Source organism: Paraburkholderia sacchari (assembly GCF_000785435.2).
GTDB lineage: Bacteria > Pseudomonadota > Gammaproteobacteria > Burkholderiales > Burkholderiaceae > Paraburkholderia > Paraburkholderia sacchari.
Window position 1 is genome coordinate 511,632 of the sequence record NZ_JTDB02000002.1, and the last position, 26,551, is coordinate 538,182.

Genomic DNA, 26,551 nt, shown 5'->3' on the forward strand with positions numbered 1-26,551 from the left:
GAGAGAGACTAGAGGAAACCGAGATGCGCAAACTTTTGATGTCCCTGCTGATGGCCGGCTCGCTGCTGGCCGGCGGCATCGGCGCCGCACTGGCCGACGATGCGTCCGCACCCACCGCTGCTTCCGCACCGGCAGCATCGGCTCCCGCTGCCACCGCGCCCGACGCATCGGCTCCGGCCGCATCGGCTCCGGCGGCCGTAGCCGCTTCCGCCCCTGCCGCAAGCGCGCCAGCCGACGCTTCGGCCGCCGCAGCAGCCGCGCCCGCGGCTCCGACCGCGCCGTTCTCGGTCGATTCGTCGAAGATCAACTCGGGCGACACCGCGTGGATGCTCACGTCCACCGCGCTCGTCCTGTTCATGACGATTCCGGGTCTCGCGCTCTTCTACGGCGGCATGGTCCGCAAGAAGAACGTTCTCGCGACGCTCATGCAGAGCTTCGCGATCACCTGCGTCGTGACGGTGATCTGGACGGTGGTGGGCTATACCCTTGCGTTCACGCCGGGCAACGCGTTCATCGGCGGCTTCTCGCGCATCTTCCTCGAAGGCATGAACTACATCAAGGGCGACAAGGCGACGACGCTCACCGTGAGCCACCTCGCGCCGACCATCCCCGAAACCGTGTACTTCGTCTATCAAATGACGTTCGCGATCATCACGCCGGCGCTCATCACCGGCGCGTTCGCCGACCGCATGAAGTTCTCGGCGATGCTCGTGTTCATGTCGCTGTGGTCGATCATCGTCTACGCGCCGATCGCGCACATCGTGTGGGAGCCGACGGGCTGGCTCGCGAGCGCAGGCATTCTCGACTTCGCGGGCGGCACGGTGGTGCACATCAACGCTGGCATCGCGGGCCTCGTGTGCTGCATCGTGCTCGGCAAGCGCGTGGGCTATGGCCGCGAAGCCATGGCGCCGCATAACCTCGTGCTCACGCTGATCGGCGCGGCCATGCTGTGGGTGGGCTGGTTCGGCTTCAACGCGGGCTCGGCGGTCGCCGCCGACGGCCGTGCCGGCTTCGCGATGCTTACGACGCAAGTGGCGACCGCCTGCGCGGCGCTCGGCTGGATGTTCGCGGAGTGGATTGCCAAGGGCAAGCCCTCGGTGCTCGGCATCGCTTCGGGCGCGGTGGCGGGGCTCGTGGCCGTGACGCCGGCATCGGGCTTCGTCGGCGTGATGGGCGCGATCGTGATCGGCGTGGTGGCGGGCGTGGTCTGCTTCTGGTCGGCTACCTGGCTCAAGCACAAGTTCAACTACGACGACTCGCTCGACGCGTTCGGCGTCCATGGCGTGGGCGGCATCATCGGTGCGCTCCTGACCGGCGTGTTCGCGGTGAAGGACATCGGCGGCGCGGACGGCAGCCTCATCCTCCAGGCCAAGGGCGTGCTCACGACCCTCGTCTACAGCGGCGTGGTGAGCTTCGTCCTGCTCAAGGTGATCGACATGGTGATGGGCCTGCGCGTGAGCGAAGAAGAAGAGCGCGAGGGCCTCGACGTGGTCCTGCACGGCGAACGCGTGGAATGAGCCACGCAGGCTTGAATCCAGATTTGGATCAGTAGGCAGCAGTAACGAGTAGCAAGCAGGCAGTACGGAGTGCAGCGACTTGGGCCCGCCTTCACACGGCGGGCCCTTTTTCTTTTCTGGGCGCAGACAACGCGAGGAGGGAATAACCCCGAATTCCTCTACGTTAGGGTTAGTGTCCCTTCTTTTCGTGGGGCTCCATTGCGCCGGACCATGCTCGCGGTCCAGAATGGATATTCGGGGTGGATGATCGGGCGTCGATAACCCTATGGCATGTAAGGGAAAAGCTGTCTTGCAACCGCTGCAATCGTCCCCAGATAAGCTCCCGATTTCCTACCCTCAATCAGCTTTTGTCCGCGAGTATTACCTTATGGTCCCGCATCTGGTTACGGCGTTGAACGGTCCGCTTCTCGAACTCGAGCAGCGCATCCTCGACGCGACGCCGTCCATCGAGCGCTGGTTCCGCCTCGAATGGCAGGAGCACACGCCGCCGTTCTATTGTTCGGTGGACCTGCGCAACGCCGGCTTCAAGCTCGCGCCGGTCGACACCAATCTCTTTCCCGGCGCCTTCAACTGCCTGCCGCAGGAAGTGCTGCCGCTCGCCGTGCAGGCCGCCATGGCGGCCATCGAAAAGATCTGCCCGGACGCCAAGAACCTGCTGGTGATTCCCGAGATGCACACGCGCAACGCGTTCTATCTGGAGAACGTCGCGCGCCTTGCCACGATCATGCGCCAGGCGGGCCTTAACGTGCGCTTCGGCACGCTCGACGAAACCATCGCCGGTCCGGTCACGATCTCGCTCGCGGACGGCCAGAAGATCGTGCTCGAGCCGCTCGAGCGCTCGCAGCGGCGCTTGGGTCTGAAGAACTTCGATCCGTGCTCGATCCTGCTGAACAACGATCTGTCCGGCGGCATTCCGCCGGTGCTGGAGAACCTGCACGAGCAATATCTGCTGCCGCCGCTGCACGCGGGCTGGGCGGTGCGCCGCAAGTCCACGCATTTCTCCTGCTATGACGACGTGGCGAAGAAGTTCGCGAAGATGGTGGGCGTGGACCCGTGGATGATCAATCCGTACTTCGCGCACGTCGAAGGCGTCGATTTCGAGGCGCGTACCGGCGAGGAGAAGCTGGCGGCGTCCATCGACGCGGTGCTCAAGAAGATTGCGAAGAAGTATCGCGAGTACGGCATCACCGAAAAGCCCTACGTGGTGATCAAGTCCGACGCCGGCACAGACGGCCGCGGCGTGATGACGGTGCACGACGCCTCCGAGGTCGCCGCGCTCACCAAGCGCGAACGTGCGAAGATGTCGGCCACGAAGGACGGGCTCGAAGTGCGCGACGTGATCGTGCAGGAAGGGGTCTACACGTTCGAGCATATCGGCGACGAAGTGGCCGAGCCGGTCGTCTACATGATCGACCGCTACGTGGTGGGCGGCTTCTACCGCGCGCACGGCAGCCGCGAGCGCGACCAGAATCTGAACGCGCCGGGCATGCACTACGTGCCGCTCGGCTTCGAGCATACAGCGCTGCCCGACACGCGCGCGAAGCCCGGCGCGGCGCCGCCCAACCGCTTCTACATGTACGGCGTGGTGGCGCGTCTGGGCTTGCTGGCGGCGTCGGTCGAGCTGGAGAAGACCGATCCCGAGGCGATCCAGGTATAGCCAGGTATAGCCAGGTTCGAGCCTCGCGACCGTCGTTTTTCGGAAAATTCAACGCAGCGCCCGCCCCGAGCGGGCGTTGCCGTCATAACACCCCGCACAAAGCGGACACCAGGCAGGGACAAGGCAGAGACGATATGGACATTCTCTTCATCGCCGATCCGCTCGAGCGGTTCAAGATCTACAAGGACTCGACCTACGCGATGATGGCTGAGGCCGCAAAGCGCGGCCATACGCTGTTTGCGTGCGAGCCCCAGCATCTGGCATGGGTGAACGGCCAGGTCGAAGCCGACGTGCGGCGCTTCGAGATCGTCGGCGACACGGCGGACCTGCATCGCGAAACCTGGTTCAAGGCCACGCCGGATGAGCGCGCGCTCACCGGCTTCGATGCGGTCATCATGCGCAAGGACCCGCCGTTCGACATGGAGTATGTGACCTCCACGTGGCTCCTCGAAATCGCCGAGCGCGCGGGCGCAAAGATCTTCAACAAGCCGCAATCGATTCGCGATCACTCGGAAAAGCTCGCCATCGGCGAGTTTGCGCAGTTCGTTGCGCCCACGCTCGTCACGCGCAGCGCGGCGCGCCTGCGCAAGTTCCACGAAGAGCACCAGGACGTGATCCTGAAGCCGCTCGACGGCATGGGCGGCATGGGCGTGTTCCGCGTGAAGGCGGACGGCATGAACCTTGGCTCGATCATCGAGATGCTGAGCCACGACGGCGCGCGCAGCGTGATGGCGCAGAAGTTCATCCCCGAGATCAAGGCCGGCGACAAGCGCATTCTGCTGATCGGCGGCGAGCCGGTGCCGTATTCGCTCGCGCGCATTCCGCAGGGCAACGAGGTGCGCGGCAACCTCGCAGCGGGCGGCCTGGGCGTTGCGCAGCCGCTCACCGCGCGCGACATGGAGATCGCGAAGGCGCTCGGCCCGACGCTCGCAGCACGCGGCCTGCTGCTCGTGGGGTTGGATGCGATCGGCGACTGGCTCACCGAGGTCAACGTGACGAGCCCGACCTGCTTTCGCGAAATCATGGAGCAGACCGGCTTCGACGTAGCGGCGATGTTCGTCGACGCGCTGGAGCGCGCGGCGGCTTGATTCCCGGCGCGGCGGCGGCATCTACTCTGTGCGGGCTGCGCTGCCCGCGTGGCCGGGGTGTCCGGCGCGGGCATTTCACGACGCAAAACTACAAGCAAAACAGCTTGGTGTGCGCGAAAATGACCCTGTTACAATGCGCGAGCCTGCGTTTCGCGGCGGATTGTCCGGTGTGTCTTGAGGTGTGCTTCAAGGCGCGTCAGGGCTGCCGCGCGGCGTGTGTTCCGACCCCGCTGGCTCACGGCTGGCCGCGGGATCGGCGCTGCTGGGACCGTCCCGGCATCAACTGAAGCCGTTATAGGCAGTCAGGCTGAAATATGAACTACCCCCAACGCGCTCTGCAGTCGCTGTCCCCCGAGGGGGCGTCAGTACTCTTGGGGCGGCCCGGCGAGTACTGACATGGCAGGAATTCTGATCATCGCCCACGCACCACTCGCCACCGCGCTGCGCGAGTGCATCGCTCATATCTATGGCGGCTGTCCGGCGCGCATTGGCGCGCTTGACGTATTGCCCGACAGCGACCCCGTCGAGGTGGTTGCGCAGGCGACGGCCGAAATCGAGCGTCTGCGCGAGGACAACGGCGCGCTCGTGCTCACCGACATGTTTGGCGCCACGCCTTCGAATATCGCTGCCCGGCTTGCTACCGTGCCACAGGTGCGCGTGCTGGCTGGCGTCAACCTGCCGATGCTCGTGCGCGCCGTATGCTACCGCACGACGTCGCTCGATATGCTGGTCGAAAAAGCGCTGGCAGGCGCGAGCAAGGGCATTCAGGCGATCGGACCGGGTACGCCGGCGCCCGAATACGGCTGCTCGCCCACGCCATGCGCCGAGGCTGCCGCCGATGCGGCGGAGCAGGCCGCCGCGGGCGCAACGGATAACGTCAAAGCGGCAAGCGGCCTTTCAGCCGGAGTCTTGAAGCCTGCCGGCGCGACCTGATCGGGCAATCGGCCTGGCTGCCAGCCAGATAACCGGACTGCCGGTTTGCCGGGGGCGCCAACTGCGCGGACAACCCGCGCGAGCGACGCACAATCACCAAGCATTACATCACCACATAGCGCCTGGATCGACGAACTATGCTGCAACAAGAAACGACCATCGTGAACAAACTCGGCCTGCATGCACGCGCATCGGCGAAGCTGACGCAACTGGCCGGCAACTATCAGTCGGAAATCTGGATGAGCCGCAACGGGCGCCGGATCAACGCCAAGAGCATCATGGGCGTGATGATGCTGGCGGCAGGCATCGGCAGCACGGTGGTGATCGAAACCGAAGGCCCGGACGAAGCCGATGCCATGGACGCAATGCTCAAGCTCATCGCCGACAAGTTCGGCGAAGGCCAGTGAATTTCACGCATCGGCGAGCTATGCCGATGCGGCACTGGCCGCCGCTCTGACCATTGCCGGCAGTACTGACTGCCGCCACCCGCAACCTCCACGACGCCGCGCTTGTTCGCGGCGTTTTTATTGCTGGGCTGCGACACGCAACATCGGCGCGCTGCGGAATTTATAATGATCGCCGGGGTCAGAGAGAGCGCATTGCAGCGGTTTGCCGCAGCATCAAATAACCAGAGGAGGTGCGCGTGCCGTTCACGCTGCATGGGATTCCCGTATCACGCGGTATTGCCATCGGGCGAGCGTATCTGATCGCCCCGGCTGCGCTCGACGTCGACCACTATCTGATCGAGCTGCCGCAGATCGAAGGCGAAATCGAGCGCTTTCGCGCCGCGCTCGCGCTCGTCGAGCAGGAGCTCGACACGCTGCGCGCCGACCTCGCCGCCGACGCGCCCACCGAAATGGGCGCCTTCATCGACGTGCACCTCATGATCCTGAAAGACGTCATGCTCGTTCAGGAGACCATCGACCTCATCCGCACGCGCCGCTTCAATGTGGAGTGGGCGCTCACCGAGCAGCTCGAACGCCTCACGCGCCATTTCGACGAAGTCGAGGACGAATACCTGCGCGAGCGCAAAGCCGACATCGAGCAGGTGGCCGAGCGCGTGCTAAAGGCGCTCGCGGGCGCCTCGCCTGCGGCGCTGCACGGCGGTTGCGACGAGATGATCGTGGTCGCGCACGACATTGCGCCCGCCGACATGCTGCAGTTCAAGGGGCAGACGTTCCAGGGCTTCGTCACCGATCTGGGCGGGCGCACCTCGCATACGGCGATCGTTGCGCGCAGTCTCGGCATTCCGGCCGCGGTGGGCGTGCAGCAGGCGAGCGCGCTGATTCGCCAGGACGACCTCATCATTGTCGATGGCGACCACGGCGTCGTGATCGTCGACCCCGCGCCCATCGTGCTGGAGGAGTACACCTACCGGCAAAGCGAGATGGCGCTCGAGCGGCGCAAGCTGCAGCGCCTGAAGTTCTCGCCCACGCAAACACTGTGCGGCGCGAAGATCGAGCTCTACGCGAATATCGAGCTGCCCGAGGACGCGCAGGCGGCGCTCGACGCCGGCGCGACGGGCGTGGGCCTGTTCCGCACCGAGTTCCTGTTCATGAACCATAAGGACCGGTTGCCGGAGGAGGAGGAGCAGTTCGTCGCCTACCGCCGGGCGGTCGAGTTGATGAACGGGCTGCCCGTGACGATCCGCACGATCGACGTGGGCGCGGACAAGCCGCTCGACTCGATAGGCGGCGACGGCTACGAGACCGCCGCGAACCCGGCGCTTGGCCTGCGCGCGATCCGCTGGAGCCTTTCCGAGCCGCAGATGTTCCTCACGCAGTTGCGCGCGATCCTGCGCGCGTCGGTGTACGGCACGGTCAAGATCCTGGTGCCGATGCTCGCGCACGCGCAGCAGATCGACCAGACGCTCGACCTCATTCGCGAGGCCAAGCGCCAGCTCGACGATGCGGGGCTCGCCTACGATCCGAACGTGCAGGTGGGCGCGATGATCGAGATTCCGGCGGCGGCGCTCGCGCTGCCGATGTTCCTGCGGCGTCTGGATTTCCTCTCGATCGGCACCAACGACTTGATCCAGTACACGCTCGCGATCGACCGCGCCGACAATGCCGTGGCCGATCTCTACGACCCGCTGCATCCGGCTGTGCTGCAACTCATTGCGCATACGCTGCGCGAGGCCAAGCGCGCGGGCGTGCCGGTTTCGGTGTGCGGGGAGATGGCCGGCGATCCGCAGCTCACGCGTCTGCTGCTCGGCATGGGGCTCACCGAATTCTCGATGCACCCGAGCCAGTTGCTGGAGGTGAAGCAGGAGATCCTGCGCTCGCAGATCAAGGCGCTCGAGAAGCCGGTGGCCGATGTGCTGGCCGCTTATGAGCCCGAGGAACTGCAGGCGGCGCTGGGGCGGCTCGCGCTCGCGTAACGGGTGTTAGCGCTCGCGAGCAGCGTTGACGACAAGCGCGCTCAACCGTGGCGCTCGCCACACACCGGGCAATCGGGCTGGCGCGCGACACGCATCGTGTTCCATTCCATGCGCAGCGAGTCCAGCATCATCAGCCGGCCGACGAGCGGCGTGCCGATCTCGCCGATCACGCGCAGCGCCTCGGCGGCCTGCATCGTCCCGATGATCCCCACCGTGGGCGCAAAGACTCCCATCGTCGAGCACGCCACTTCCTCGAACGGCTGGTCCTCGGGGAATACGCACGCATAGCAGGGCGAGGCCGAGTCGCGGAAATCGAAGGTGCTGATCTGCCCGTCGAAGCGCAGCGCTGCGCCCGAGACGAGCGGCACGCGATGCTTCACGCACGCGCGGTTGATGGCATGGCGCGTGGCGAAGTTGTCGGTGCAATCGAGCACGACGCTCGCGCCCGGCACATGCGCGTCAAGCCACGTATCGTCGATGCGCGCCTGCACGGCGTTGACCTTCACCTCGGGATTCAGACGCGCGATGGCGTCGCGGCCCGACTCGACCTTGGCGTGGCCCACCGAAGCCGTCTCGTGCATGATCTGCCGCTGCAGATTGGTGAGGTCGACGGTGTCGTTGTCGACGAGCGTGAGCGTGCCCACGCCCGAGGCCGCGAGATACATGGCCGCCGGCGAGCCGAGGCCGCCTGCGCCGATTACGAGCGCATGCGCGTCGAGAAAGCGCTGCTGCGCCTCGATGCCGATCTCGTCGACGAGGATATGGCGGGAATAGCGGAGGAGTTGGTCGTCGTTCATCGCGATGCGCACGGAGCTTGGGCGCTGCGATGGGCGGGGAGCCGCGACGCGCGCCGGGAGTACGGAAACATTATTGTACTGGCGCGGAGAGTTTCATCCTCGCGGCCCACGTTGCGAGGGCCGCGAGGCGGGTGATGCCGGATTGCGACAAACAGGGAGCCAGCGGCGAAGCCGCTGGCCGGACCCTTGGTGTTACTTCGGTGTTACTTCGCCGGCGCGGAGGCTGCTGCGGGCGCGGAGGCCGGCGGTTGCACGGCGATCGGCGCCGAAGCCGAGGTGGGCGGCTTCTGCTGCGCGAGGCGGCGTTCCATCGGCGACTTCGATTCCGTCACAGGTTTGCCCTGGAGCTTGTTCAGCGCCTGCTGGAGCATGAAGTCGTCGGCCGAGCCGAACTCGACGGGCTTGCGCTCGCGGTCCTTCTGGCGCTGCTCCGGCGTCTTCTTGTCATTCTGCTCCTCGAGCTGGCGCAGCGTGTCCATGCGCTCCTGCTCGCGCGCTTCCTGTTCCTTCTTCTCGTTCGGATCCTGCGTGTTTGCAAGGTGGTTCTGGTAGTCGACCTCGCGGGTGACGAGTGCGTCGTCCGGATCGCCGTCGGCGTACTGATCGACCGGAATGTCAGGACGGATGCCCTTGTTCTGGATCGAGCGGCCGCTCGGCGTGTAGTAGTACGCCGTAGTCAGACGCAGCGCGGTTTCGGCCGTCATCGGACGCACGGTTTGCACCGAGCCCTTGCCGAACGTCGTCTTGCCGATGATGAGCGCACGCTTCTGGTCCTGCAGCGCGCCCGCCACGATTTCCGACGCCGAAGCCGAATAGGCGTTGGTCAGCACGATCATCGGCACGGTCTTGAACTCGGCCGCCTCGCCCTTGAGCGGGTCGCCGTCGAACGAAGGCAGGCGGTAATTCTCGTAGGTATCGCGATAGACCTGCTTGGAGTCCGGGATCTGGCCGTTCGTGGAGACCACCACCGAGTCCGGCGGCAGGAACGCGCCCGCCACGCCCACGGCGCTTTGCAGGAGACCGCCGCCGTTGTTGCGCAGATCGAGAATGATGCCCTTGAGATTCGGCTCCTGGCGCGCGATGTCCTGGAGCTTCGCGGCGAGGTCGGGGACCGTGCGCTCCTGGAAGCTCGTGATGCGCACGTAGGCGTAGCCCGGCTGCACGATCTTCGACTTCACGCTCTGCACCTTGATGATGGCGCGCGTGATGGTGAGCGGGAAGGTGCGGTCGTCGGTCTTGCGGAAGATCGTGAGCGTGACCTTCGTGCCCGGGTCGCCGCGCATCTGCTTGACGGCCTGGTCGAGCGTCATGCCGCGCACAGGTTTGTCATTGATGCGCGTGATGAGGTCGCCCGGACGGATGCCGGCGCGGAACGCGGGCGTGTCCTCAATCGGCGAGATGACCTTGATCAAGCCGTCTTCCGACGAAATCTCGATGCCGAGGCCCGCGAAGCGGCCCTTGGTCTGCTCCTGGAGCTCTTGATAGTCGGTCTTGTCGAGATACGACGAGTGCGGGTCGAGGCTCGACACCATGCCCTTGATGGCGGCGGTGAGCAGCTTTTTGTCGTCGACCGGCGTGACGTACTCATGCTTGATTTGGCCGAACACTTCGGCGAAGAGCCGGAGCTGGTCCAGCGGCAGCGGCTCGATCACGGTTTGCTGGGTTTGCTGCGCCGAAGCGGAGATCTGCAGGGTGGCAAATACGCCGGTCGCGAGGCCAGCAGCGATCAGGCCGATGTTTTTGAGGTTCTTTCGCATAGAGATTGTTGCGTGCGGTCGAAAGGCGCGTGGCAGCGTCTAATGGAAAAGCGACGGACAAGTATAACTGCACACTTGACCGCTCTGTGCATAAGGCGCGATCGGGGCTGATGGAGCTGGCAAACGCGGAAGGATTTATCTGCCTGAAGCGCTGGAAGCACCTGAAGCGTTCGAGACGCCAGAACGCGGTACCACAGAGGTGCTGCTGAACCGCCGACCCCGTGCGACTGCGCGAGGCGGCGGTTTCGATGGAAGACGGGCGAGAAAAGGCCAGGGAGCTTAGTCCGCCTTCTTGCCCTGGTTCGCGACGGCGGCTGCGGCCTTCGCGATAGCTTCGGCGTCGCCCAGATAGTAGTGCTTGATGGGCTTGAGGTTCTCGTCGAGTTCATAGACGAGCGGCACGCCGTTCGGGATGTTCAGGCCGACGATGTCCGAGTCCGAGATGTTGTCGAGATACTTCACGAGCGCGCGGATCGAGTTGCCGTGCGCGGCGATCACGACCTTCTTGCCCGCCTTGATGGCCGGGGCGATCGATTCGTTCCACAGCGGCAGCACGCGCGCCACCGTGTCCTTCAGGCACTCGGTGAGCGGCAGTTCTTCGCGCGGCACCTTCGCGTAGCGCGGATCGTCGTAGGCCGTGCGCGAGTCGGTGGGCTCGAGCGCGGGCGGCGGCGTGTCGTAGCTGCGGCGCCAGACCAGCACCTGCTCGTCGCCGTATTTGGCGGCGGTTTCCGCCTTGTTCAGGCCCGAAAGCGCACCGTAGTGACGCTCGTTCAGGCGCCACGAGTGGACCACCGGCAGGTACATCTGGTCCATCTGGTCCTGCACGTGCCAGAGCGTGCGGATCGCGCGCTTGAGCACCGACGTATAGGCGATGTCGAACGAATAGCCCGACGCCTTGAGCAGCTGGCCGGCCTGCTGGGCTTCGAGGTTGCCCTTTTCGGTCAGGTCGACGTCGACCCAGCCGGTGAAGCGGTTTTCCTTGTTCCACGTCGATTCGCCGTGGCGGATGAGTACAAGTTTGAACATGAAAATGACGGTCGGTAGTGAAGGAAGCGGTAATCGGGGCCGGGGTGCGCCGGGGCGCCGGTCGTGCGGCTGCCTCGCTGCGGCGGTACGGCTCCGAGGGTCGCATACGCGATTGCGCGCCCGGGCTGGTGGGCGGCAACCTTGCGACAAACGGTTATTTTATAATGAGCGGATTGCCCGAATCAGTTTTCCCCGATTTCTCTTTTTCCCGGCGGATCATCCGTGACGTTCTTTACCAATTACATCAACCTTGTACTTATCGCGATCGTCCTCATCTCAGGAGCGTTGCTCCTGTGGCCGACGCTCAAGCGCGGCGGGCGCGGCGGCGTTTCCGCCGCCGAGGCGACGCAGCTCATCAACCGCCGCAATGCGGTGGTGATCGATCTGCGTTCCGCGGACGATTTCGCGAAGGGCCACCTGCCCGCCGCCCGCCATCTGGAATTCGGCGAGCTGCAAACCAGGGTTGCCCAGTTCGTGAAGAACAAGAGCAACCCGGTGTTGCTGGTCTGCCAGACGGGCCAGCAGTCGCACAAGGCGCAGCGCCTCGTGAAGGATGCCGGTTTTGCCGAGGTCCACGTGCTGGACGGCGGCGTGAACGCCTGGCAGCAGGCCGGCATGCCGGTCGTGAAACAAGGAGCTTCGAAGTGAACAACGTGGTCATGTACAGCACCCAGGTGTGCCCGTATTGCCAGATGGCCGAGCGTCTTTTAAAGTCGCGCGGCGTCGACCATATCGAGAAGGTGCTGATCGACCGGGACCCGGCGCGCCGCGAAGAGATGATGACGCGCACCGGCCGCCGGACGGTACCGCAGGTTTTCATCGGCGAGACGCATGTGGGCGGTTACGATGACCTCTCCGCGCTCGACCGCGCCGGCGGCTTGATGCCGCTGCTCGAAGCCGCGGCCTGACGGAGTTTTAAGCGGCGCGTCATTGCGCCACGGTTTTTCGCCCGCGCGAGCCGGCAAGGCTTGCGCGGGCGCGTTGTCGTCTGTTGCTGCTCATTGCGGCTGCATGGCATTGCCTTGGTTTAGCGAGACGAAGCGATACTGTGCGGTTGCAACTCAATTAATTCAGGAAGCCATACACCATGTCTGACGAGAACAACCAGCCGTTCTTCAACATCCAGCGCATTTACCTCAAGGATCTGTCGCTCGAGCAGCCGAATTCGCCGGCCATCTTCCTCGAGCAGGATATGCCTTCGGTGGAAGTGGAAGTCGACGTGAAGGCCGAGCGTCTTGCGGAATCGGTGTTCGAGATTCTCGTGACTGGTACGGTGACCGCGAAGATCAAGGACAAGGTCGCGTTCCTGATCGAAGCCAAGCAAGCGGGCATTTTCGACATCCGCAACATCCCCGCTGAACAGATCGATCCGCTCGTCGGCATCGCATGCCCGACCATCCTGTTCCCGTACCTGCGCTCGAACATTGCCGACGCGATCACGCGTGCGGGCTTCCCGCCGATCCACCTGGCCGAGATCAACTTCCAGGCGCTCTACGAGCAACGTCTGCAGCAAATCGCGCAGCAGCAGGAAGGCGCGAGCAACGCCACGCATTGATTGGCGCGGAAACGAAACCACCGGTGCGGAGTATCGGAATGAAAGTCGCCGTTCTCGGCGCCGGAGCGTGGGGCACCGCGCTGGCAGGGCATCTGGCCCAGGCGCATGACACGGTGTTGTGGGCGCGCGATGCCGCGCTCGTCAACGCAATGCGTCAGACGCACGAGAACGCCCGCTATCTCGCGGGCATCTCGCTGCCGAAAAAACTCCATTACGAAACCGATCTGGCCGCCGCGCTCGACCATGCGTCGGGCGAGGCGGATCTCGTCGTGCTCGGCACGCCTGTGGCGGGCCTGCGCGACATGTTGCGCACCATGCGCGGCATGAACCGCGTGCCTGCGCACTTCGTGTGGCTGTGCAAGGGATTCGAGTCCGATTCGCAGCTGATGCCGCATCAGGTCGTGGCGGCCGAGCTGCCCGGGCACCGGAGCAACGGCGTGCTTTCGGGGCCCAGCTTCGCGCGTGAAGTGGGCGAGGGCCTGCCGGTTGCGCTAACTGTAGCGAGCACCTCGGTCGTCTGCCGCGAGCGCACGCTCGCAGCCTTTCATCATCGCGCGATGCGAATCTATACCGGCGACGACGTCGTGGGCGTGGAAGTGGGCGGCGCGGTCAAGAACGTGCTCGCGATCGCGACTGGCATCTCCGACGGCCTCGGCCTCGGCCTGAATGCGCGCGCCGCGCTCATCACGCGCGGCCTCGCTGAGATGACGCGCCTTGGCGTGACGCTCGGCGGGCGCGCCGAAACCTTCAACGGCCTCACGGGCCTCGGCGACCTCATCCTCACCGCGACGGGCGACCTCTCACGCAACCGCACCGTGGGCAAGCAGCTTGCGAGCGGACGCACGCTCGACGATATTCTGGGTGCGCTCGGTCATGTGGCCGAAGGCGTGCGCTGCGCACGCGCCGTGCTCGCCCTCGCGCGCGCGCACAATATCGAAATGCCGATTACCCAGGCGGTATGCGCCGTGCTGTTCGACGGCGTGGCTGCGCGCGACGCCGTGAGCGCACTGCTCAGGCGCGACGCGAAGGCGGAGTAGGGCGCGAGTTTTTCCGGCTCACCGGCTCTCCGGCGCATAGCCCTGGCTCCTCTGCCGCCTGTTCCAAAGCTTTCGCTTTGCATTGGACCGGAGTAGGCGCTAAAGCGCCAACTCCGGATCGCAAGGAGGACCGCCATGCTCACCATTGGAAATTGCCGTATCGAAGCGCAAGTCGTCGATATCACCACGCTGCATGTCGACGCCATCGTGAACGCCGCGAACACGTCGCTGCTGGGCGGCGGCGGTGTGGATGGCGCGATCCATCGCGCGGCCGGGCCGCAGTTGCTGCGCGAATGCGAGACGCTGAACGGCTGTGCGACCGGCGACGCGAAGATCACCGCCGGCTACCGGCTTCCCGCGAAACATGTGATTCACACGGTGGGGCCCGTCTGGAACGGCGGCGCGCGCGACGAAGCATCGTTGCTCGCGTCGTGCTACCGGCGCTCGCTCGAATGCGCGCGTGAAGCCCGCGTGAAGAGCATTGCGTTTCCAGCGATCAGCTGCGGCGTTTATCGCTTTCCCGCCGATGAAGCCGTGAAGATCGCGGTGCAGACCGTAGTCGACGTGCTGAGTGCAGAACTCTCATTCGAGCGAACCGTATTCGCGTGCTTCGACGAAGCGATGCTCGCACGTTACGTGCGCGAGTTGAGTTTGCGTTGAATGCGCACCGAGCGTGCGCGCTTCATTTGCCCTTCACTCGTCCTTCATTCCCCGCCTTCGAAGCCTGACTGACGCCACGCTTCGAACGCCACCACGGCCACGGTGTTCGACAGATTCAGGCTGCGGTTGCCTGGCCGCATCGGCAGGCGCACGCGCTGTTCGGGTGCGAAGCGCTCGAGCACCGCGTCGGGCAGTCCGCGCGTTTCCGCGCCGAACACGAACCAGTCGCCCGGCAAGAACGCGTGATCGTGAAAGCGCCCCGAACCGCGCGTCGTGAACGCGAACATGCGCGATGGGTCGGGCGTTTCGGCGGCAATGAAGGCATCCCAGTTACGGTGCACGTGCATTTGCGCGTATTCATGGTAGTCGAGACCGGCGCGGCGCATTTTCGCGTCGTCGAGCGGGAAGCCGAGCGGCTCGATCAGATGCAGCCGCGCGCCGGTGTTCGCGCACAGGCGAATCACGTTGCCGGTGTTCGGTGGAATTTCCGGTTCGACGAGAACGACATTGAACATGGCGATGAAACTCTGAAAAAAACGATAAAAACGAAAAGCGGCGCAAAGGCGATGTTTAGTCCTTCGGCGTGCGCAGCGCGACGAAATTCGTCACGCGGCGCGCGCCCGCTGCCTTGAGCGTATGCGCGAGCGCATCGAGTGTTGCGCCCGAGGTCATCACGTCGTCGACCACGCCTACGTGCAAGCCGCTTAACCCGTGGTCCGCGCGCGTGAGCGCAAACGCGCGGCCCACGTTGCGGCGGCGCGTTTCGCGGTCGAGCTTCGATTGCGCGGCCGTGTGCAGCGTGCGGCGCACGAGGGTGGCGTCGGCGCGTGTGCCGAGCGCGTGGGCGAGCGGCCGCGCGATCTCCCATGCCTGGTTGTAGCCGCGTTCGATCAGACGTTCGCGCGAGAGTGGCACCGGCACGATGAGACTTGGTGCGTCGTCGGTATCGAGCACGTCGACGGCCGCGTGCGCGAGACGCCGCGCGAATTCTTCGCCGAGCGCGAGCCGCGCGCGAAACTTCAGGCCGAGCGCGAGCGCATCGAGCGGGGCGCGATAGTCCGCGAGCGCCAGCGTGGCGTCGAACGCGGGCGGTGATTTCACGCAAGCGTCGCACCGGTAGCGATCGGCTGCCCGCGCGTGCCGCGTTGCGCGCCGCATGCCCGAAAGCGGCAGCGCGCAAACGGTGCAGCGCAGACGCGCCTCGTTCCAGTACGCCGCATCGCAAGCCGCGCACAGCACGGCACGCGCGTCGCTGCACATGCGGTTGGGTTCCCTGTGCGTATGTGACACCCTGTGCGTATGGCGCGACAAATTGCCGCATAATGGGCACAGATTGGGCAGCACCAACTCGGCGAGCCGCAGCCAGTGCGTTCGCGCGCTGAGCCGCACGCGCGCCATGGCGCGCCGCAAAGCCTGCGCTTTCGCTCCGGTATTTTTCGCAGGACAAGCACGCCGCAATGCGGGCGGCTGGCTTGACGCCGAAGTGGGTGACTGTGCGGGCTGCTGCGGCATCGATGGACGGCCCGAACCAGGTTCGGGGCTCGCGACTGAAGGAATGAGAGTGAGCGAGTATACTTCGCAGACTTCGTCAATACGACCGACATGTCTCCGTCTCATCCAAGACCCGGCCGTCCGGCCTACGATTCGCGCTATCTCCGACGGATATTCGACCGCCGTGCGGCGACCTTCGACGAGGTTGAGTTCCTGCCGCGCGAAATCGCCGGGCGCATGCGCGAGCGCCTCGAATACATCAAGGTGAATCCCGCGAGCGTGCTCGACATGGGCTGCGGACCCGGCGACGACCTTCCCCATCTGCGCGAGCGCTTTCCCGAAGCGCCCGTATTCGGCACCGACCTCTCTTTCGCGATGCTCGAGCGCGCCCGCGCGCACGACGCCGGCGACACGAGCTGGCGGCGCTTTCTTCCCGCCTCGATTGGCCGTGCGCTCGGCGCGCGCGGTCCGCGTTTCGCGCAAGCCGACTTCGCCGAATTGCCGTTTGCGCGCGAAGCGTTCGAGCTGCTCTGGTCGAATCTCGCCTTGCATTGGCATCCGCGTCCCGATCTCGTGTTCGGCGAGTGGCAGCGCGTGCTCAAGGTGAACGGCCTGCTGATGTTCAGCACACTCGGTCCCGACACGCTCAAGGAATTGCGCGGCGCCTGGGCCGAAGTCGAAGCCGCGCACGGCGTGCCGACTCGTCCTCACGTAATCGATTTCGTCGACATGCACGATCTCGGCGACATGCTCGTCGAGAACGGCTTCGAGATTCCGGTGATGGATCAGGAGACGCTCACCGTCACGTACAAGACGCCGGAGAAGCTGCTCGCCGATGTGCGCCGCTGGGGCGCTTATCCATTCAACCGCGTATTCTCGCGCGAAGGGCATGACGCTCATGCGGGCGGCTACGCCGAAGTCGAAGGGCTCGCGTCGCGGCGTCTCAATCGCGCGCTCGCTGACGCGCTGGAGGCACGCCGTTTGAAGGACGGGCCTAACGCAGGTACGATTGCGCTCACCTTCGAAATTATCTATGGGCACGCGTGGAAGGCTGTGCCGCGCACGACTGCGGAAGGCCATGGCATCGTGCGCATAGAGGACATTGGGCGCGGCGGTCCGACCAGGAATCGCTAACGTGATAAGGGGGGCTTTCGTTATGCCTGAAATTAGCGCCCGAAAAGCCCTCGAAAAATTATCGAAAAACCGCTGAAAGCCCCGTCAGTGTTGGGTTTGCGGCGGATTGCGGCTTGCTTGTGGGTGCTCGGGATCGCGCCTATAATGCGTCGGTTGCTGCGCGGATTGCCGTCCCTAAATCTTACGCAGCAAGTCCAGATCTCCCGCAGTTGTGTAAGGCAGCAAGCGGCGATAGTCTGCGAATGTTGCAGTGGGGAGGCGAGCAATGCAGACGTCTGATCTGCTGGCGAGTCCGGAGCCGGTCCTGAAGGACTGGGTCATGAAGCGCAACTGTTCGGTTTCGCCCAGGCAATTCGTGTTGTTCTATGTATCGCTGGCGCTAGTTTCCATCGCGATCGCCGTTCTGTTGTTGATCCGTGGCGCCTGGCTGGTATTGCCGTTTACCGGCATCGATCTGTTGGTAGCAGGTGGCGCGTTTTTGGTGTATGCGCGCCATGCTGTCGATTACGAACGTATCAGGCTTTATCCGAACCGGCTGGTGATCGAGCAGATGAGCGCCGAAGTGCTCACGCAGTTCGAATTCAATCCCCGCTGGGTCCGGGTCGAACCGGGCGCGACCCCACGCGATTCGGTACGTCTCGTGTCCCGCGGCCAGGCGGTCGCAGTCGGTTTGCATTTGCCGCAGTATCGGCGTGCGCAGTTCGCGCGGGAACTGCGCATGTGGCTCGCGCGCGTCGCTTGAATGCGGATCGCGTGGCAGGGGTGGGGTTCATTCACAGTGCGAGTCTTTAAATGACGCGCACCCAGGGCGTGACCTGGTTGCAGAACCTTCCTGCGGGGTCGAGGGTTTGAATGGAATTTATGGGTAAGGAAGCTATGAAAACAATCAAGCGAGCCCTACAGGGCGTGCTGGCGTGCAGCGGACTCCTCGTCGCCGGCTCGGCACTCGCTGTCGGAGACAGTCCGGGCGGCCCCGCCGTCAATGAGATCAATTTCCAGCCGCCCGTCACGCGCATCGCAGAAGAGCTTTATAACCTGCACATGATGATGCTGCTGTTATGCACCGTGATTTTTGTCGGTGTATTCGGCGTCATGTTCTATTCGATGTACGTACACCGTAAATCGAAAGGCCATAAGGCTGCGCATTTCCACGAAAGCACGACCGTCGAAATTATCTGGACGATCGTGCCGTTCGTCATCGTCGTGCTGATGGCGCTGCCGGCCACCAAGGCCGTCGTGGCCATGAAGGACACGACCAACGCCGACGTCACCGTCAAAGTCACCGGCTACCAGTGGAAGTGGGGTTACGACTACGTGAAGGGGCCGGGCGAGGGCATCAGCTTCATCTCGACGCTCACGACGCCGCGCTCGCAAGTGAACGGCCAGGCGCCGATCAGCGACACGTATCTGCAGGAAGTCGATAACCCGCTCGTCGTGCCGGTCAACAAGAAGATCCGCATCATCACGACCGCCAACGATGTCGTGCACTCGTGGTACGTGCCCGCGTTCGGCGTGAAGCAGGACGCCATTCCGGGCTTCGTGCGCGACACCTGGTTCAAGGCCGAGAAGGTGGGTACCTTCCGCGGCTTCTGTACCGAGTTGTGCGGCAAGGAACACGCGTTCATGCCGGTCGTGGTCGAGGTGCTGTCTGACGAGGACTATGCAAAGTGGGTGGATACGCAAAAGGCGAAGATGGCTGCCGCCAGCGACGATCCCAACAAGACCTACACGATGGCTGAGCTCAAGGAGCGCGGCGAGAAAGTCTACGCAGCGAACTGCGCCGCCTGCCACCAGGCAAGCGGCAAGGGCGCAGGCGTGTTCCCGGCGCTCGACGGCAGCAAGATCGCCAACGGCCCGATCGCCGGTCACGTGAACATCGTCCTGCACGGCAAGGCTGCGATGCCGCCGTGGGCGCCTACGCTGAACGACGTCGAGATCGCCTCGGTGATCACGTTCGAGCGCAACGCATGGGGCAACCACATGGGCGACATGCTGCAACCGCGCCAGGTCGCCGACGCACGCAACGGCAAGATGCCCGAAGGCGGCGCGCAAGCGGCAACGGAAGCCGCGCCGGCAGCACAAGCCAGCGGCGCGGAACAGGCAGGCGCAGCCAGCGGCGCCGAGCAGGCTTCGGGCGCAGCGCAGAGCAATGCAGCGGCCAACGCAGCGGCGCTCCCGGCCAGCATCTATTTCGAAGTCGGCAAGAGCACGCTGCCGGCCGACGCGAAAGACGCAATCCAGGCCGCGGCCGACTACGCGAAGGCGCATCCGGACGCGAAGTTCACGCTCTCGGGTTTCACCGACGCGAGCGGCAAGGCCGACGCCAACGCGGAACTCGCCAAGCATCGCGCGCAGGCTGTGCGCGACGCGCTGAAGGCGGCGGGTATCGCCGAAGATCACATCATCCTCAAGAAGCCGGAGACGGTTACCGGCGGCGCCGACGCGAAGGAAGCGCGGCGCGTGGAAATCAGCCCGGCAGCCTGAGCGGCGGCTGATCGGCGCCGGCGCGCGAGAAGCAGCAAAGAGGCGCGCACCGGGCCGCGAAAAGAACAGTCAGCCGCATAGGCCAACACAGTTGTAAGAGACGCAAAGCAATTCGCTTCAGGAGAGAGTCATGTCTAGCATCGGACACGATGTAGCGGGCCACGGTCATGTGCACGGGGACCACGCCCACGAGACGCCCCACGGGTGGCGACGCTGGCTGTTCGCCACTAACCACAAGGACATCGGAACGCTGTATCTGCTTTTTTCGTTCGTGATGTTCCTGTCGGGCGGTGTGATGGCTCTGGCCATCCGTGCCGAGCTGTTCGAGCCGGGTCTGCAGATCATGCGCCCCGAGTTCTTCAACCAGCTCACCACGATGCACGGCCTCATCATGGTGTTCGGCGCGATCATGCCGGCATTCGTGGGCTTCGCGAACTGGATGGTGCCGCTGCAGATCGGCGCATCGGACATGGCGTTCGCGCGCATGAACAACTTCAGCTTCTGGCTGCTGCCGGCTGCCGCCGTGCTGCTCGTCGGGTCGTTCTTCACGCCGGGCGGCGCAACCGCCGCGGGCTGGACGCTCTACGCGCCGCTTTCCACGCAGATGGGCCCGGGCATGGACTTCGCGATTTTCGCGGTGCACATCATGGGCGCGTCGTCGATCATGGGCGGCATCAACATCGTCGTGACGATCCTGAACATGCGCGCACCGGGCATGACGCTCATGAAGATGCCGATGTTCGCGTGGACGTGGCTGATCACCGCTTACCTGCTGATCGCAGTGATGCCGGTGCTCGCGGGTGCGATCACGATGCTGCTGTTCGACCGTCACTTCGGCACGAGCTTCTTTAATGCAGCGGGCGGCGGCGACCCGGTCATGTACCAGCACATCTTCTGGTTCTTCGGCCACCCCGAGGTCTACATCATGATCTTGCCGGCGTTCGGGATCGTGTCGCAGGTGATTCCGGCGTTCTCGCGCAAGCCGCTGTTCGGCTATAGCTCGATGGTGTACGCCACGGCGTCGATCGCGATTCTCTCGTTCATGGTCTGGGCGCACCATATGTTCGCGACTGGCATGCCGGTCACGGGCCAGCTGTTCTTCATGTACGCGACCATGCTGATCGCCGTGCCGACGGGCGTGAAGGTGTTCAACTGGGTGGCCACGATGTGGCGCGGCGCGCTGTCGTTCGAAACGCCGATGCTGTTCGCCGTGGGCTTCCTGATCGTGTTCACGTTCGGTGGCCTCTCGGGTCTGATGCTCGCCATGGCGCCGCTCGACATTCAGTATCACGGAACCTATTTCGTCGTTGCGCACTTCCATTACGTGCTGGTGGCGGGTTCGCTGTTCGCGCTGTTCGCGGGGTGGTACTACTGGGCGCCGAAGTGGACCGGCTGGATGTACAACGAGATGCGCGGCAAGATCCACTTCTGGTGCTCGCTGATCTTCTTCAACCTCGCGTTCCTGCCGATGCACTTCGTCGGCCTCGCCGGGATGCCGCGTCGCTACGCTGACTATCCGGCCCAGTTCACCGACTGGAACCAGGTGATCACGATTGGCGCGTTCGGCTTCGGCCTCTCTCAGGTGTACTTCCTGTTCTTCGTGGCGCTGCCGGCATACCGTGGCGGCGGCGAGCTGGAAAAGGCTTCGGACAAACCGTGGGATGGCGCGACCGGCCTCGAGTGGACCGTGCCGAGCCCGGCTCCGTTCCACACCTTCGAAAATCCGCCGACGGTCGAATAAACCATCGGTCCAGGGCGTCTGGCCGCCGTGCGCGGCCGGACGCGAAACATCCCGCAGCAACTTCGCAACTCCGCAACACAAGCGCATGACCCGGAATCCACAAAAAAGACGTACGCCCGAACAGATCCGCTCGGGCAACCTGCGGCTCGGCCTGATTTTGCTGGCTGTCGTCGGCGTCTTTTTTCTGGGTGCCGTTCTGAATCAGGTGTATTTCGGCGCTCACTAAGGCCAAAACACCAAGAGAGAAGTGAGGCGCTTCGCATCGCGTTGAGCGCTGGTGTTCGTACGAGGAAGTTCGATGTCCACGCCGAAGGTTTCAGATCGCACTGGCAGTGACCGCGGGTTCAACCGCTCGATGCTCATCAAGCTCGTGGTGGTCGCGTTCCTGATGTTTGGTTTTGGTTTTGCGCTCATCCCGATGTATCGCGCGATTTGCCAGATCACCGGCATCAACAATCTCGTGCAGCGCGACGCCACCGCGCGCGAGGCGCGCAACACGCAGGTCGACATGACGCGCACGATTTCGGTCGAGTTCGATGCGAACGCGCGCGGGCTGCTGGGTTTCAAGCCGGAACAGACGAGCCTCGAGGTGCATCCGGGCGAAGTCATGACGGTGATGTACGACATTTCGAATAACGAAGGGCGCACGATCGACGCGCAGGCGATTCCGAGCTACGCACCGAAGCAGGCGACGGAATACTTTCGCAAGATCGAATGCTTCTGCTTCACGCAGCAGACGTTGAAGGCGAACGAGACGAAGCGTATGCCGGTGGTGTTCGTGATCGATCCGAAACTGCCGAAGGACGTGAAGACGATCACGCTGTCGTACACGTTTTTCGAACTGAACAAGCCCGCAGTGCCGCAGCCGCCGAAGCAGTCGGCTGGCGCGTGAGATAAGCGAGGCGTGAGCCCACGGGACGACGCGCATGAACGGCAACGATAGAAAGGATGAACGCGGCGGCACCAACCAGGGGGCCGGTGCGACAAAGCAGAAGAAGAGCGGCGTGCTGCAACTGGCGAAAGCTGTGGGGTGGTCGTTCTTCGGCATACGCAGGCGCGCCGACCTCGAATCGGACGCGGCGCAGTTGCACCCGCTGGCGCTGATTGCGGCGGGGATCATCGGCGCGGCGGTTTTCATCGTCGTGTTGCTGTTGATCGTGCACGCGGTGGTGGGCCAGGCGTAGCGCGGAGCGGCGTGCGCAACGCGTGCGCTGGCGCTGGAAGGCGAATACGAATAACGAAGACAGACCGCCGGCAACAGTCGGCAAAAGCCGGCACTGTCCGGAGCAACTGGAAATTGGAGAAACAGGCATGAGCGGCCAAAACGATAGCCCGTACTACTTCGTACCGCACCCGTCGCGGCATCCGATCAGCGCATCCATTGGTCTTCTGATCATGCTCGGCTCGCTCGGGTCGTGGATCAACGGCGAGTCGTGGGGGCCGATCGGCGTGGCCGCCGGTTTGCTGTGGGTGCTCTTCACGCTGTGGCACTGGTTCGGCGACGCCATCGCCGAGTCGGAAGGCGGCATGTATGGCAAGCGTGTCGACAAGTCGTATCGCTGGAGCATGAGCTGGTTCATCTTCTCCGAAGTGATGTTCTTTGGCGCATTCTTCGGCGCGCTCTTCTACGCACGCCAGATTGCCCTGCACCAGCTCGGCAGCCTCGACTACAAGCTGATCTGGCCGGACTTCACGGCGGTGTGGCCGAACAACGGCCCGGCGGCGCTCGTCTCGCACTTCCGTTCGATGACGCCGTGGCCGGTGCCGACCATCAACACGGCGCTGCTGCTGTCCTCGGGCGCGACGCTCACGGTTTCACACCACGCGCTGCGCGACGATCACCGCAACAAGGCCATCGCGTGGCTCGGAGCGACGATCGCGCTGGGCCTGTGCTTCCTGTGCCTGCAGGTATTCGAGTACGTTCACGCATACAACGAACTGAATCTCACGCTCGCTTCGGGCATCTACGGTTCGACGTTCTTCCTGCTCACGGGCTTCCACGGCTTTCACGTGTTCCTCGGCGGCACGATGCTCGCGGTGGTGCTGGTCCGCTTGATTCGCGGCCACTTCACGGCTGAACACCACTTCGCATTCGAAGGCGCCGCGTGGTACTGGCACTTCGTGGACGTGGTCTGGCTCGGCCTCTACGTCGTCGTGTACTGGCTGTAACGCGCACGCTGCGGGCGTAATAAAACAAGGCGCCGCTCCGACAATGTCGGCGCGGCGCCTTGGCTTTTGCAGGACCGGATGAAGCGGGAAGCCGCCCGGAGGCCGGGCGTGGTGTAGGCTCAGCGGCCGTACGGGATTCCGGTGGACTGGATCCAGCCCATCCAGTGCGCGAAGAGAATGAAGAGGAAGAGCGAGATGGATAGACCGACGCGCGTCGCGAGCGACCACACCATTCGCTTGCTGCGGCCGCGGTCGTGCATCATGAAGTAAAGCGCCGAGATCATGCTTGCGATGATCAGCACGAATGCAATGGGGACAAGTATGTGCATGAAGTTCACTGAAGTTGGCATGCCTGAAAACGCCTGTCTCATTATCGCACCGGGCCCCGGGGGGCAGGGTTCGGCCATTCGAATGCACTGCATTGGACGTGCCCGATGAAGATCCGTCTCGTTCCCGCGCTGCTCATCCTGCTCGTGATGGCCGTGACCATCCGGCTCGGCTTCTGGCAACGCGATCGCGCCCATCAGAAGGAAGCGCTGCAGGCGCAGATCACGCGCTACGAGGACGCGAGCCCTCAGAGCGTGGGCGCCGCGCCCATCGCGCTGAAGGACATCGAGTTTCATCGGGTGCGCGCAAAGGGCACGTTCATGCCCGAGCGCGTGGTGTATCTCGACAATCGTCCGTATAACGACCAGCCAGGCTTTTACGTGGTGATGCCGCTTAAACTGGAGGGCGGTGGCTACGTGCTCGTGAATCGTGGCTGGCTGCCGCGCAACATCCAGGATCGCGAGCGGATCGCGCCTTATCTGACCCCCGCGGAGCCGGTCGAAGTGGTGGGCATTGCGCGCGCCGACGCCTCGCGTGCCTTCGAACTGGGGGCGGGCGGCTCTGCAGCGCAAAAGAAGATACGGCAGAATCTCGGCGTCGCCTCCTATGCGGCGGAAACCGGACTGCCGTTGCAGCCCTTCGTGATCCAGCAGACGGGCGCTGTGCCGGCCTTGAAGGACGGCCTCGTGCGCGACTGGCCCGTGCCGGCCACCGATGTCGAACGCAACTACGGTTACATGCTCCAGTGGTGGGGTATGGCGGCCGCAGCGCTCGGATTCGGCCTTTACGCGGCTCGCCGGGCTGCGGCAAAAGAGCGCAGCAAGGGACATGGCGCGGAGCCGGCTCACAGCACGAAGGACGCCTGACGATTCGTCGGGCGATGTTCGTCGCGCGGCGATTTGCCGCGTCATAGCAGCACATGAATAACTGGAAGCGACAGAAAAGAGGTTCAAGCAGTGTCGACGCATTCTCCCGATTCATCCCAGGTTTCGCGCAACACATCGCAGCCCAAGGGCGCCCAGCAGAAGGGCGCATCGCCGAACGGGGCTCAAAAGAAAGGCTCGTGGCAGCGCGGCCGCTGGATGTTGCTGCTGATCGCGCTGATCTGCGGCGCGCCTATCGCGATCTCATATTTCACCTACTACGTGATCAAGCCGAAGGGTGGTTCGACGAGCTACGGCACGCTGATCGAGCCGCAACGCACGATTCCGCCCTCGCTGATGGTGACCGGCGACGATGGCCGCGCAGTGCCGCTTGACTCGCTGAAGGGCCACTGGCTGATGATTTCGGCGGACGGCGGCGCGTGCGGGGAGTCCTGCGCGCAGAAGCTCTACTTCATGCGCCAGGTGCGCGCGACGCAAGGTGCGGAGCGCGAGCGCGTCGTCACGGTCTGGCTGCGCACCGATGACGCCGCGGTGCCGACCGTGGTGAAGACCGCTTATCCGGACACGCGCATGCTGCGCGCCGATTCGGCTTCGGTGGCCGAGTGGCTGCCTGCAACCGACAAGACGAAGGACACCGATCACATCTACCTGGTCGACCCGAACGGCAATCTGATGATGCGTTTCCCGGAGCAGCCTGACCCGTCGAAGATCAAACAGGATGTGACCAAACTCCTCAAGTGGTCGCGTATCGGTTAAGGTGCGCAGCGCGAGTCTGACAGAGAAGAGTACGAGAGATGTTTATCCTTGAGCTGGGCCTGATTGGCCTGTGCATCGCGTTGCTGCCACTGTCGTGGGTCTGGGTGAAGGCCGACGACGACAGGTTCCGCAAGCTCGTGTGGCTCACGACCTTCATGACGCTCGACCTCGTGATGTTCGGCGGCTTCACGCGCCTAACCGACTCGGGCCTCGGCTGTCCTGACTGGCCCGGCTGCTACGGCACCTCATCGCCGTTCATCGCGCATGCGCAGATCGCGGCCGCGCACCTCGCCATGCCCAGCGGCCCCGTGAGCATGACCAAGGCGTGGATCGAAATGATCCACCGCTACTTCGCGATGGCCATCGGCGTCCTGATCATCGCTCAGACGGCAATCGCCTGGCGTGCGCGCATCAAGCGGCTGCCGCTGCACGTCTCGCCGTGGTGGCCTACGGCGCTGCTCGGCCTGATCGTCGTGCAAGGCGCGTTCGGCGCATGGACCGTGACGATGAAGCTGCAACCCATCATCGTCACCACGCATCTCTTGCTCGGTCTCATGCTGCTTGGCGCGCTCGCGTGGCTCGCCGCGCGCATGACGCCGCTGCCCGCGTACGAGCCCAACGCCGCGCGCTGGCGCGTGGCCGCGCTGGTGGCGCTCGTGCTGCTCGTCGTGCAAATCGCGCTGGGCGGCTGGGTGAGCACGAACTACGCGGTGCTCGCGTGCACGGACTTCCCGACCTGCAACGGCGCATGGGTCCCGCCGATGGACTTCCATCACGGCTTCCATCTCTGGCGCGCGCTCGGAATGGACGGCAACGGCGACGTGATCACCCAGGACGCGCTGGTGGCGATCCACTGGACGCATCGCACCTTCGCGTTCATCGTGGTCGCTTATCTGGTATGGTTCGCCCTCAAGTTGCGGCGTTACGCTTCGCTGCGACGCCCCGCCAACTGGATTGTGATCGTGATCGCGATCCAGTTTCTGACCGGGCTATCCAACATCGTGCTGCAGTGGCCGCTGCCCGTGGCAGTGGCGCACAACGGTGGCGCGGCGATCCTGCTGCTTCTGGTCGTCGTGCTAAACTTTCGAATTGCTTGTAGCCGCCCCGGCCGCGCCGTTCTCCCTGCGCGCGACACCGCTGCGGTGTGATCCCGCC

General features: G+C 64.2%; 28 protein-coding genes. 22 read left to right on the forward strand and 6 right to left on the reverse strand.

All coding sequences use genetic code 11. The annotated features are described in order from the left end of the window. Positions 1–23: 23 nt before the first annotated feature. The 6 genes from NH14_RS09100 (at position 24) to ptsP (ending at position 7,575) form a co-directional block, all read left to right on the forward strand. Positions 24–1,517: an ammonium transporter gene (locus tag NH14_RS09100; RefSeq protein ID WP_035523700.1), complete on the forward strand. Its 1,494-nt coding sequence runs from the start codon at positions 24–26 to the stop codon at positions 1,515–1,517. Positions 1,518–1,884: 367 nt separating this feature from the next. Continuing rightward, positions 1,885–3,174 (forward strand): glutamate--cysteine ligase, encoded by a 1,290-nt coding sequence (gene gshA / locus NH14_RS09105; protein ID WP_035523703.1) that lies wholly within the window; start codon positions 1,885–1,887, stop codon positions 3,172–3,174. Between the two features lie 134 nt (positions 3,175–3,308). Next, the gene (gshB, locus tag NH14_RS09110) at positions 3,309–4,262 is read left to right on the forward strand and encodes a glutathione synthase (protein WP_035523705.1); all 954 of its coding nucleotides are present in this window, start codon (positions 3,309–3,311) and stop codon (positions 4,260–4,262) included. A 396-nt stretch (positions 4,263–4,658) separates the two neighbouring features. Continuing rightward, entirely contained in the window at positions 4,659–5,195 is a 537-nt protein-coding gene (locus NH14_RS09115) for a PTS sugar transporter subunit IIA (RefSeq protein WP_084225196.1), read from the forward strand. Between the two features lie 137 nt (positions 5,196–5,332). Continuing rightward, positions 5,333–5,602: an HPr family phosphocarrier protein gene (locus NH14_RS09120; protein WP_035523707.1), complete on the forward strand. Its 270-nt coding sequence runs from the start codon at positions 5,333–5,335 to the stop codon at positions 5,600–5,602. 236 nt (positions 5,603–5,838) lie between these two features. Further along, positions 5,839–7,575, forward strand: coding sequence for a phosphoenolpyruvate--protein phosphotransferase (gene ptsP / locus NH14_RS09125; protein ID WP_035524074.1), 1,737 nt, complete (start codon positions 5,839–5,841; stop codon positions 7,573–7,575). A gap of 41 nt (positions 7,576–7,616) precedes the next feature. Here ptsP and NH14_RS09130 read toward each other — a convergent pair whose 3' ends face one another. The 3 genes from NH14_RS09130 to gpmA form a co-directional block, all read right to left on the reverse strand. Continuing rightward, positions 7,617–8,372 carry a HesA/MoeB/ThiF family protein gene (locus NH14_RS09130; RefSeq protein ID WP_035524077.1) on the reverse strand — a complete coding sequence of 252 codons (756 nt, stop codon included), beginning with the start codon at positions 8,370–8,372 and terminating at the stop codon, positions 7,617–7,619. A gap of 203 nt (positions 8,373–8,575) precedes the next feature. Beyond that, entirely contained in the window at positions 8,576–10,129 is a 1,554-nt protein-coding gene (locus tag NH14_RS09135) for a S41 family peptidase (RefSeq protein ID WP_035523710.1), read from the reverse strand. Between the two features lie 279 nt (positions 10,130–10,408). Next, the gene (gene gpmA / locus NH14_RS09140; RefSeq protein ID WP_035523712.1) at positions 10,409–11,158 is read right to left on the reverse strand and encodes a 2,3-diphosphoglycerate-dependent phosphoglycerate mutase; all 750 of its coding nucleotides are present in this window, start codon (positions 11,156–11,158) and stop codon (positions 10,409–10,411) included. A 222-nt stretch (positions 11,159–11,380) separates the two neighbouring features. Between gpmA and NH14_RS09145 the strand changes: the two genes are divergently transcribed. The 5 genes from NH14_RS09145 (at position 11,381) to NH14_RS09165 (ending at position 14,410) form a co-directional block, all read left to right on the forward strand. After that, positions 11,381–11,806: a rhodanese-like domain-containing protein gene (locus NH14_RS09145; protein WP_035523715.1), complete on the forward strand. Its 426-nt coding sequence runs from the start codon at positions 11,381–11,383 to the stop codon at positions 11,804–11,806. After that, positions 11,803–12,066 carry a glutaredoxin 3 gene (grxC, locus tag NH14_RS09150; protein WP_035523718.1) on the forward strand — a complete coding sequence of 88 codons (264 nt, stop codon included), beginning with the start codon at positions 11,803–11,805 and terminating at the stop codon, positions 12,064–12,066. Before NH14_RS09145 ends, grxC begins: the two co-directional genes overlap by 4 nt. 179 nt (positions 12,067–12,245) lie before the next feature. Next, entirely contained in the window at positions 12,246–12,713 is a 468-nt protein-coding gene (gene secB, locus NH14_RS09155; RefSeq protein WP_035523721.1) for a protein-export chaperone SecB, read from the forward strand. Between the two features lie 38 nt (positions 12,714–12,751). Beyond that, a complete protein-coding gene (locus NH14_RS09160; RefSeq protein WP_035523724.1) occupies positions 12,752–13,750 on the forward strand; it encodes an NAD(P)H-dependent glycerol-3-phosphate dehydrogenase in 999 nt (332 codons plus the stop codon). Positions 13,751–13,885: 135 nt separating this feature from the next. Next, positions 13,886–14,410 carry an O-acetyl-ADP-ribose deacetylase gene (locus tag NH14_RS09165; protein WP_035523727.1) on the forward strand — a complete coding sequence of 175 codons (525 nt, stop codon included), beginning with the start codon at positions 13,886–13,888 and terminating at the stop codon, positions 14,408–14,410. Positions 14,411–14,454: 44 nt separating this feature from the next. Here NH14_RS09165 and trmL read toward each other — a convergent pair whose 3' ends face one another. Both trmL and NH14_RS09175 read right to left on the reverse strand, forming a co-directional pair. Further along, the gene (gene trmL / locus NH14_RS09170; RefSeq protein WP_035523729.1) at positions 14,455–14,925 is read right to left on the reverse strand and encodes a tRNA (uridine(34)/cytosine(34)/5-carboxymethylaminomethyluridine(34)-2'-O)-methyltransferase TrmL; all 471 of its coding nucleotides are present in this window, start codon (positions 14,923–14,925) and stop codon (positions 14,455–14,457) included. Positions 14,926–14,980: 55 nt separating this feature from the next. After that, the gene (locus tag NH14_RS09175; RefSeq protein ID WP_152617092.1) at positions 14,981–15,808 is read right to left on the reverse strand and encodes a ComF family protein; all 828 of its coding nucleotides are present in this window, start codon (positions 15,806–15,808) and stop codon (positions 14,981–14,983) included. A gap of 204 nt (positions 15,809–16,012) precedes the next feature. Between NH14_RS09175 and NH14_RS09180 the strand changes: the two genes are divergently transcribed. The 8 genes from NH14_RS09180 to NH14_RS09210 all read left to right on the forward strand — a co-directional run bounded on the left by NH14_RS09180 (position 16,013) and on the right by NH14_RS09210 (position 23,429). After that, positions 16,013–17,035, forward strand: a complete 1,023-nt coding sequence (locus NH14_RS09180; RefSeq protein WP_035523731.1) for a methyltransferase domain-containing protein — start codon at positions 16,013–16,015, stop codon at positions 17,033–17,035. A gap of 265 nt (positions 17,036–17,300) precedes the next feature. After that, the gene (locus NH14_RS09185; RefSeq protein WP_035523734.1) at positions 17,301–17,777 is read left to right on the forward strand and encodes a DUF2244 domain-containing protein; all 477 of its coding nucleotides are present in this window, start codon (positions 17,301–17,303) and stop codon (positions 17,775–17,777) included. Positions 17,778–17,887: 110 nt separating this feature from the next. Next, the gene (gene coxB / locus NH14_RS09190) at positions 17,888–19,519 is read left to right on the forward strand and encodes a cytochrome c oxidase subunit II (protein ID WP_084225198.1); all 1,632 of its coding nucleotides are present in this window, start codon (positions 17,888–17,890) and stop codon (positions 19,517–19,519) included. 130 nt (positions 19,520–19,649) lie between these two features. Next, positions 19,650–21,260: a cytochrome c oxidase subunit I gene (gene ctaD / locus NH14_RS09195; RefSeq protein ID WP_035523741.1), complete on the forward strand. Its 1,611-nt coding sequence runs from the start codon at positions 19,650–19,652 to the stop codon at positions 21,258–21,260. Between the two features lie 85 nt (positions 21,261–21,345). After that, positions 21,346–21,486 carry a cytochrome oxidase small assembly protein gene (locus NH14_RS33450; RefSeq protein ID WP_213297775.1) on the forward strand — a complete coding sequence of 47 codons (141 nt, stop codon included), beginning with the start codon at positions 21,346–21,348 and terminating at the stop codon, positions 21,484–21,486. A 72-nt stretch (positions 21,487–21,558) separates the two neighbouring features. Beyond that, entirely contained in the window at positions 21,559–22,152 is a 594-nt protein-coding gene (locus NH14_RS09200) for a cytochrome c oxidase assembly protein (protein ID WP_052147884.1), read from the forward strand. Positions 22,153–22,186: 34 nt separating this feature from the next. Continuing rightward, a complete protein-coding gene (locus NH14_RS09205; protein ID WP_084225200.1) occupies positions 22,187–22,444 on the forward strand; it encodes a DUF2970 domain-containing protein in 258 nt (85 codons plus the stop codon). 127 nt (positions 22,445–22,571) lie between these two features. Then, positions 22,572–23,429: a cytochrome c oxidase subunit 3 gene (locus NH14_RS09210; RefSeq protein WP_035523744.1), complete on the forward strand. Its 858-nt coding sequence runs from the start codon at positions 22,572–22,574 to the stop codon at positions 23,427–23,429. Positions 23,430–23,548: 119 nt separating this feature from the next. Here NH14_RS09210 and NH14_RS09215 read toward each other — a convergent pair whose 3' ends face one another. Then, on the reverse strand, positions 23,549–23,758 hold the full coding sequence (locus NH14_RS09215) for a twin transmembrane helix small protein (RefSeq protein ID WP_035524088.1): 210 nt from the start codon (positions 23,756–23,758) through the stop codon (positions 23,549–23,551). A 105-nt stretch (positions 23,759–23,863) separates the two neighbouring features. On the opposite strand from NH14_RS09215, the gene NH14_RS09220 reads away from it, so the two are divergent. The 3 genes from NH14_RS09220 (at position 23,864) to NH14_RS09230 (ending at position 26,544) form a co-directional block, all read left to right on the forward strand. Further along, entirely contained in the window at positions 23,864–24,622 is a 759-nt protein-coding gene (locus tag NH14_RS09220; protein ID WP_052147885.1) for an SURF1 family protein, read from the forward strand. Positions 24,623–24,712: 90 nt separating this feature from the next. After that, positions 24,713–25,396: an SCO family protein gene (locus tag NH14_RS09225; RefSeq protein ID WP_035523747.1), complete on the forward strand. Its 684-nt coding sequence runs from the start codon at positions 24,713–24,715 to the stop codon at positions 25,394–25,396. A gap of 38 nt (positions 25,397–25,434) precedes the next feature. Then, positions 25,435–26,544 carry a COX15/CtaA family protein gene (locus NH14_RS09230; RefSeq protein WP_035523752.1) on the forward strand — a complete coding sequence of 370 codons (1,110 nt, stop codon included), beginning with the start codon at positions 25,435–25,437 and terminating at the stop codon, positions 26,542–26,544. The last annotated feature ends 7 nt before the right edge of the window (positions 26,545–26,551 follow it).

Coding starts and splice junctions, on each gene's coding strand:
- ctaD (WP_035523741.1), top strand. CDS start 19,650: ATGTCTAGCATCGGACACGATGTAGCGGGCCACGGTCATGTGCACGGG.
- NH14_RS09115 (WP_084225196.1), top strand. CDS start 4,659: ATGGCAGGAATTCTGATCATCGCCCACGCACCACTCGCCACCGCGCTG.
- NH14_RS09175 (WP_152617092.1), bottom strand. CDS start 15,808: ATGGCGCGCGTGCGGCTCAGCGCGCGAACGCACTGGCTGCGGCTCGCC.
- gshB (WP_035523705.1), top strand. CDS start 3,309: ATGGACATTCTCTTCATCGCCGATCCGCTCGAGCGGTTCAAGATCTAC.
- NH14_RS09200 (WP_052147884.1), top strand. CDS start 21,559: ATGTCCACGCCGAAGGTTTCAGATCGCACTGGCAGTGACCGCGGGTTC.
- NH14_RS09130 (WP_035524077.1), bottom strand. CDS start 8,372: ATGAACGACGACCAACTCCTCCGCTATTCCCGCCATATCCTCGTCGAC.
- NH14_RS09185 (WP_035523734.1), top strand. CDS start 17,301: ATGCAGACGTCTGATCTGCTGGCGAGTCCGGAGCCGGTCCTGAAGGAC.
- NH14_RS09165 (WP_035523727.1), top strand. CDS start 13,886: ATGCTCACCATTGGAAATTGCCGTATCGAAGCGCAAGTCGTCGATATC.
- trmL (WP_035523729.1), bottom strand. CDS start 14,925: ATGTTCAATGTCGTTCTCGTCGAACCGGAAATTCCACCGAACACCGGC.
- NH14_RS09205 (WP_084225200.1), top strand. CDS start 22,187: ATGAACGGCAACGATAGAAAGGATGAACGCGGCGGCACCAACCAGGGG.
- NH14_RS09180 (WP_035523731.1), top strand. CDS start 16,013: ATGTCTCCGTCTCATCCAAGACCCGGCCGTCCGGCCTACGATTCGCGC.
- NH14_RS09160 (WP_035523724.1), top strand. CDS start 12,752: ATGAAAGTCGCCGTTCTCGGCGCCGGAGCGTGGGGCACCGCGCTGGCA.
- NH14_RS09135 (WP_035523710.1), bottom strand. CDS start 10,129: ATGCGAAAGAACCTCAAAAACATCGGCCTGATCGCTGCTGGCCTCGCG.
- NH14_RS09120 (WP_035523707.1), top strand. CDS start 5,333: ATGCTGCAACAAGAAACGACCATCGTGAACAAACTCGGCCTGCATGCA.
- secB (WP_035523721.1), top strand. CDS start 12,246: ATGTCTGACGAGAACAACCAGCCGTTCTTCAACATCCAGCGCATTTAC.
- coxB (WP_084225198.1), top strand. CDS start 17,888: ATGGAATTTATGGGTAAGGAAGCTATGAAAACAATCAAGCGAGCCCTA.
- NH14_RS33450 (WP_213297775.1), top strand. CDS start 21,346: ATGACCCGGAATCCACAAAAAAGACGTACGCCCGAACAGATCCGCTCG.
- NH14_RS09210 (WP_035523744.1), top strand. CDS start 22,572: ATGAGCGGCCAAAACGATAGCCCGTACTACTTCGTACCGCACCCGTCG.
- NH14_RS09230 (WP_035523752.1), top strand. CDS start 25,435: ATGTTTATCCTTGAGCTGGGCCTGATTGGCCTGTGCATCGCGTTGCTG.
- NH14_RS09100 (WP_035523700.1), top strand. CDS start 24: ATGCGCAAACTTTTGATGTCCCTGCTGATGGCCGGCTCGCTGCTGGCC.
- NH14_RS09220 (WP_052147885.1), top strand. CDS start 23,864: ATGAAGATCCGTCTCGTTCCCGCGCTGCTCATCCTGCTCGTGATGGCC.
- gpmA (WP_035523712.1), bottom strand. CDS start 11,158: ATGTTCAAACTTGTACTCATCCGCCACGGCGAATCGACGTGGAACAAG.
- gshA (WP_035523703.1), top strand. CDS start 1,885: ATGGTCCCGCATCTGGTTACGGCGTTGAACGGTCCGCTTCTCGAACTC.
- NH14_RS09215 (WP_035524088.1), bottom strand. CDS start 23,758: ATGCACATACTTGTCCCCATTGCATTCGTGCTGATCATCGCAAGCATG.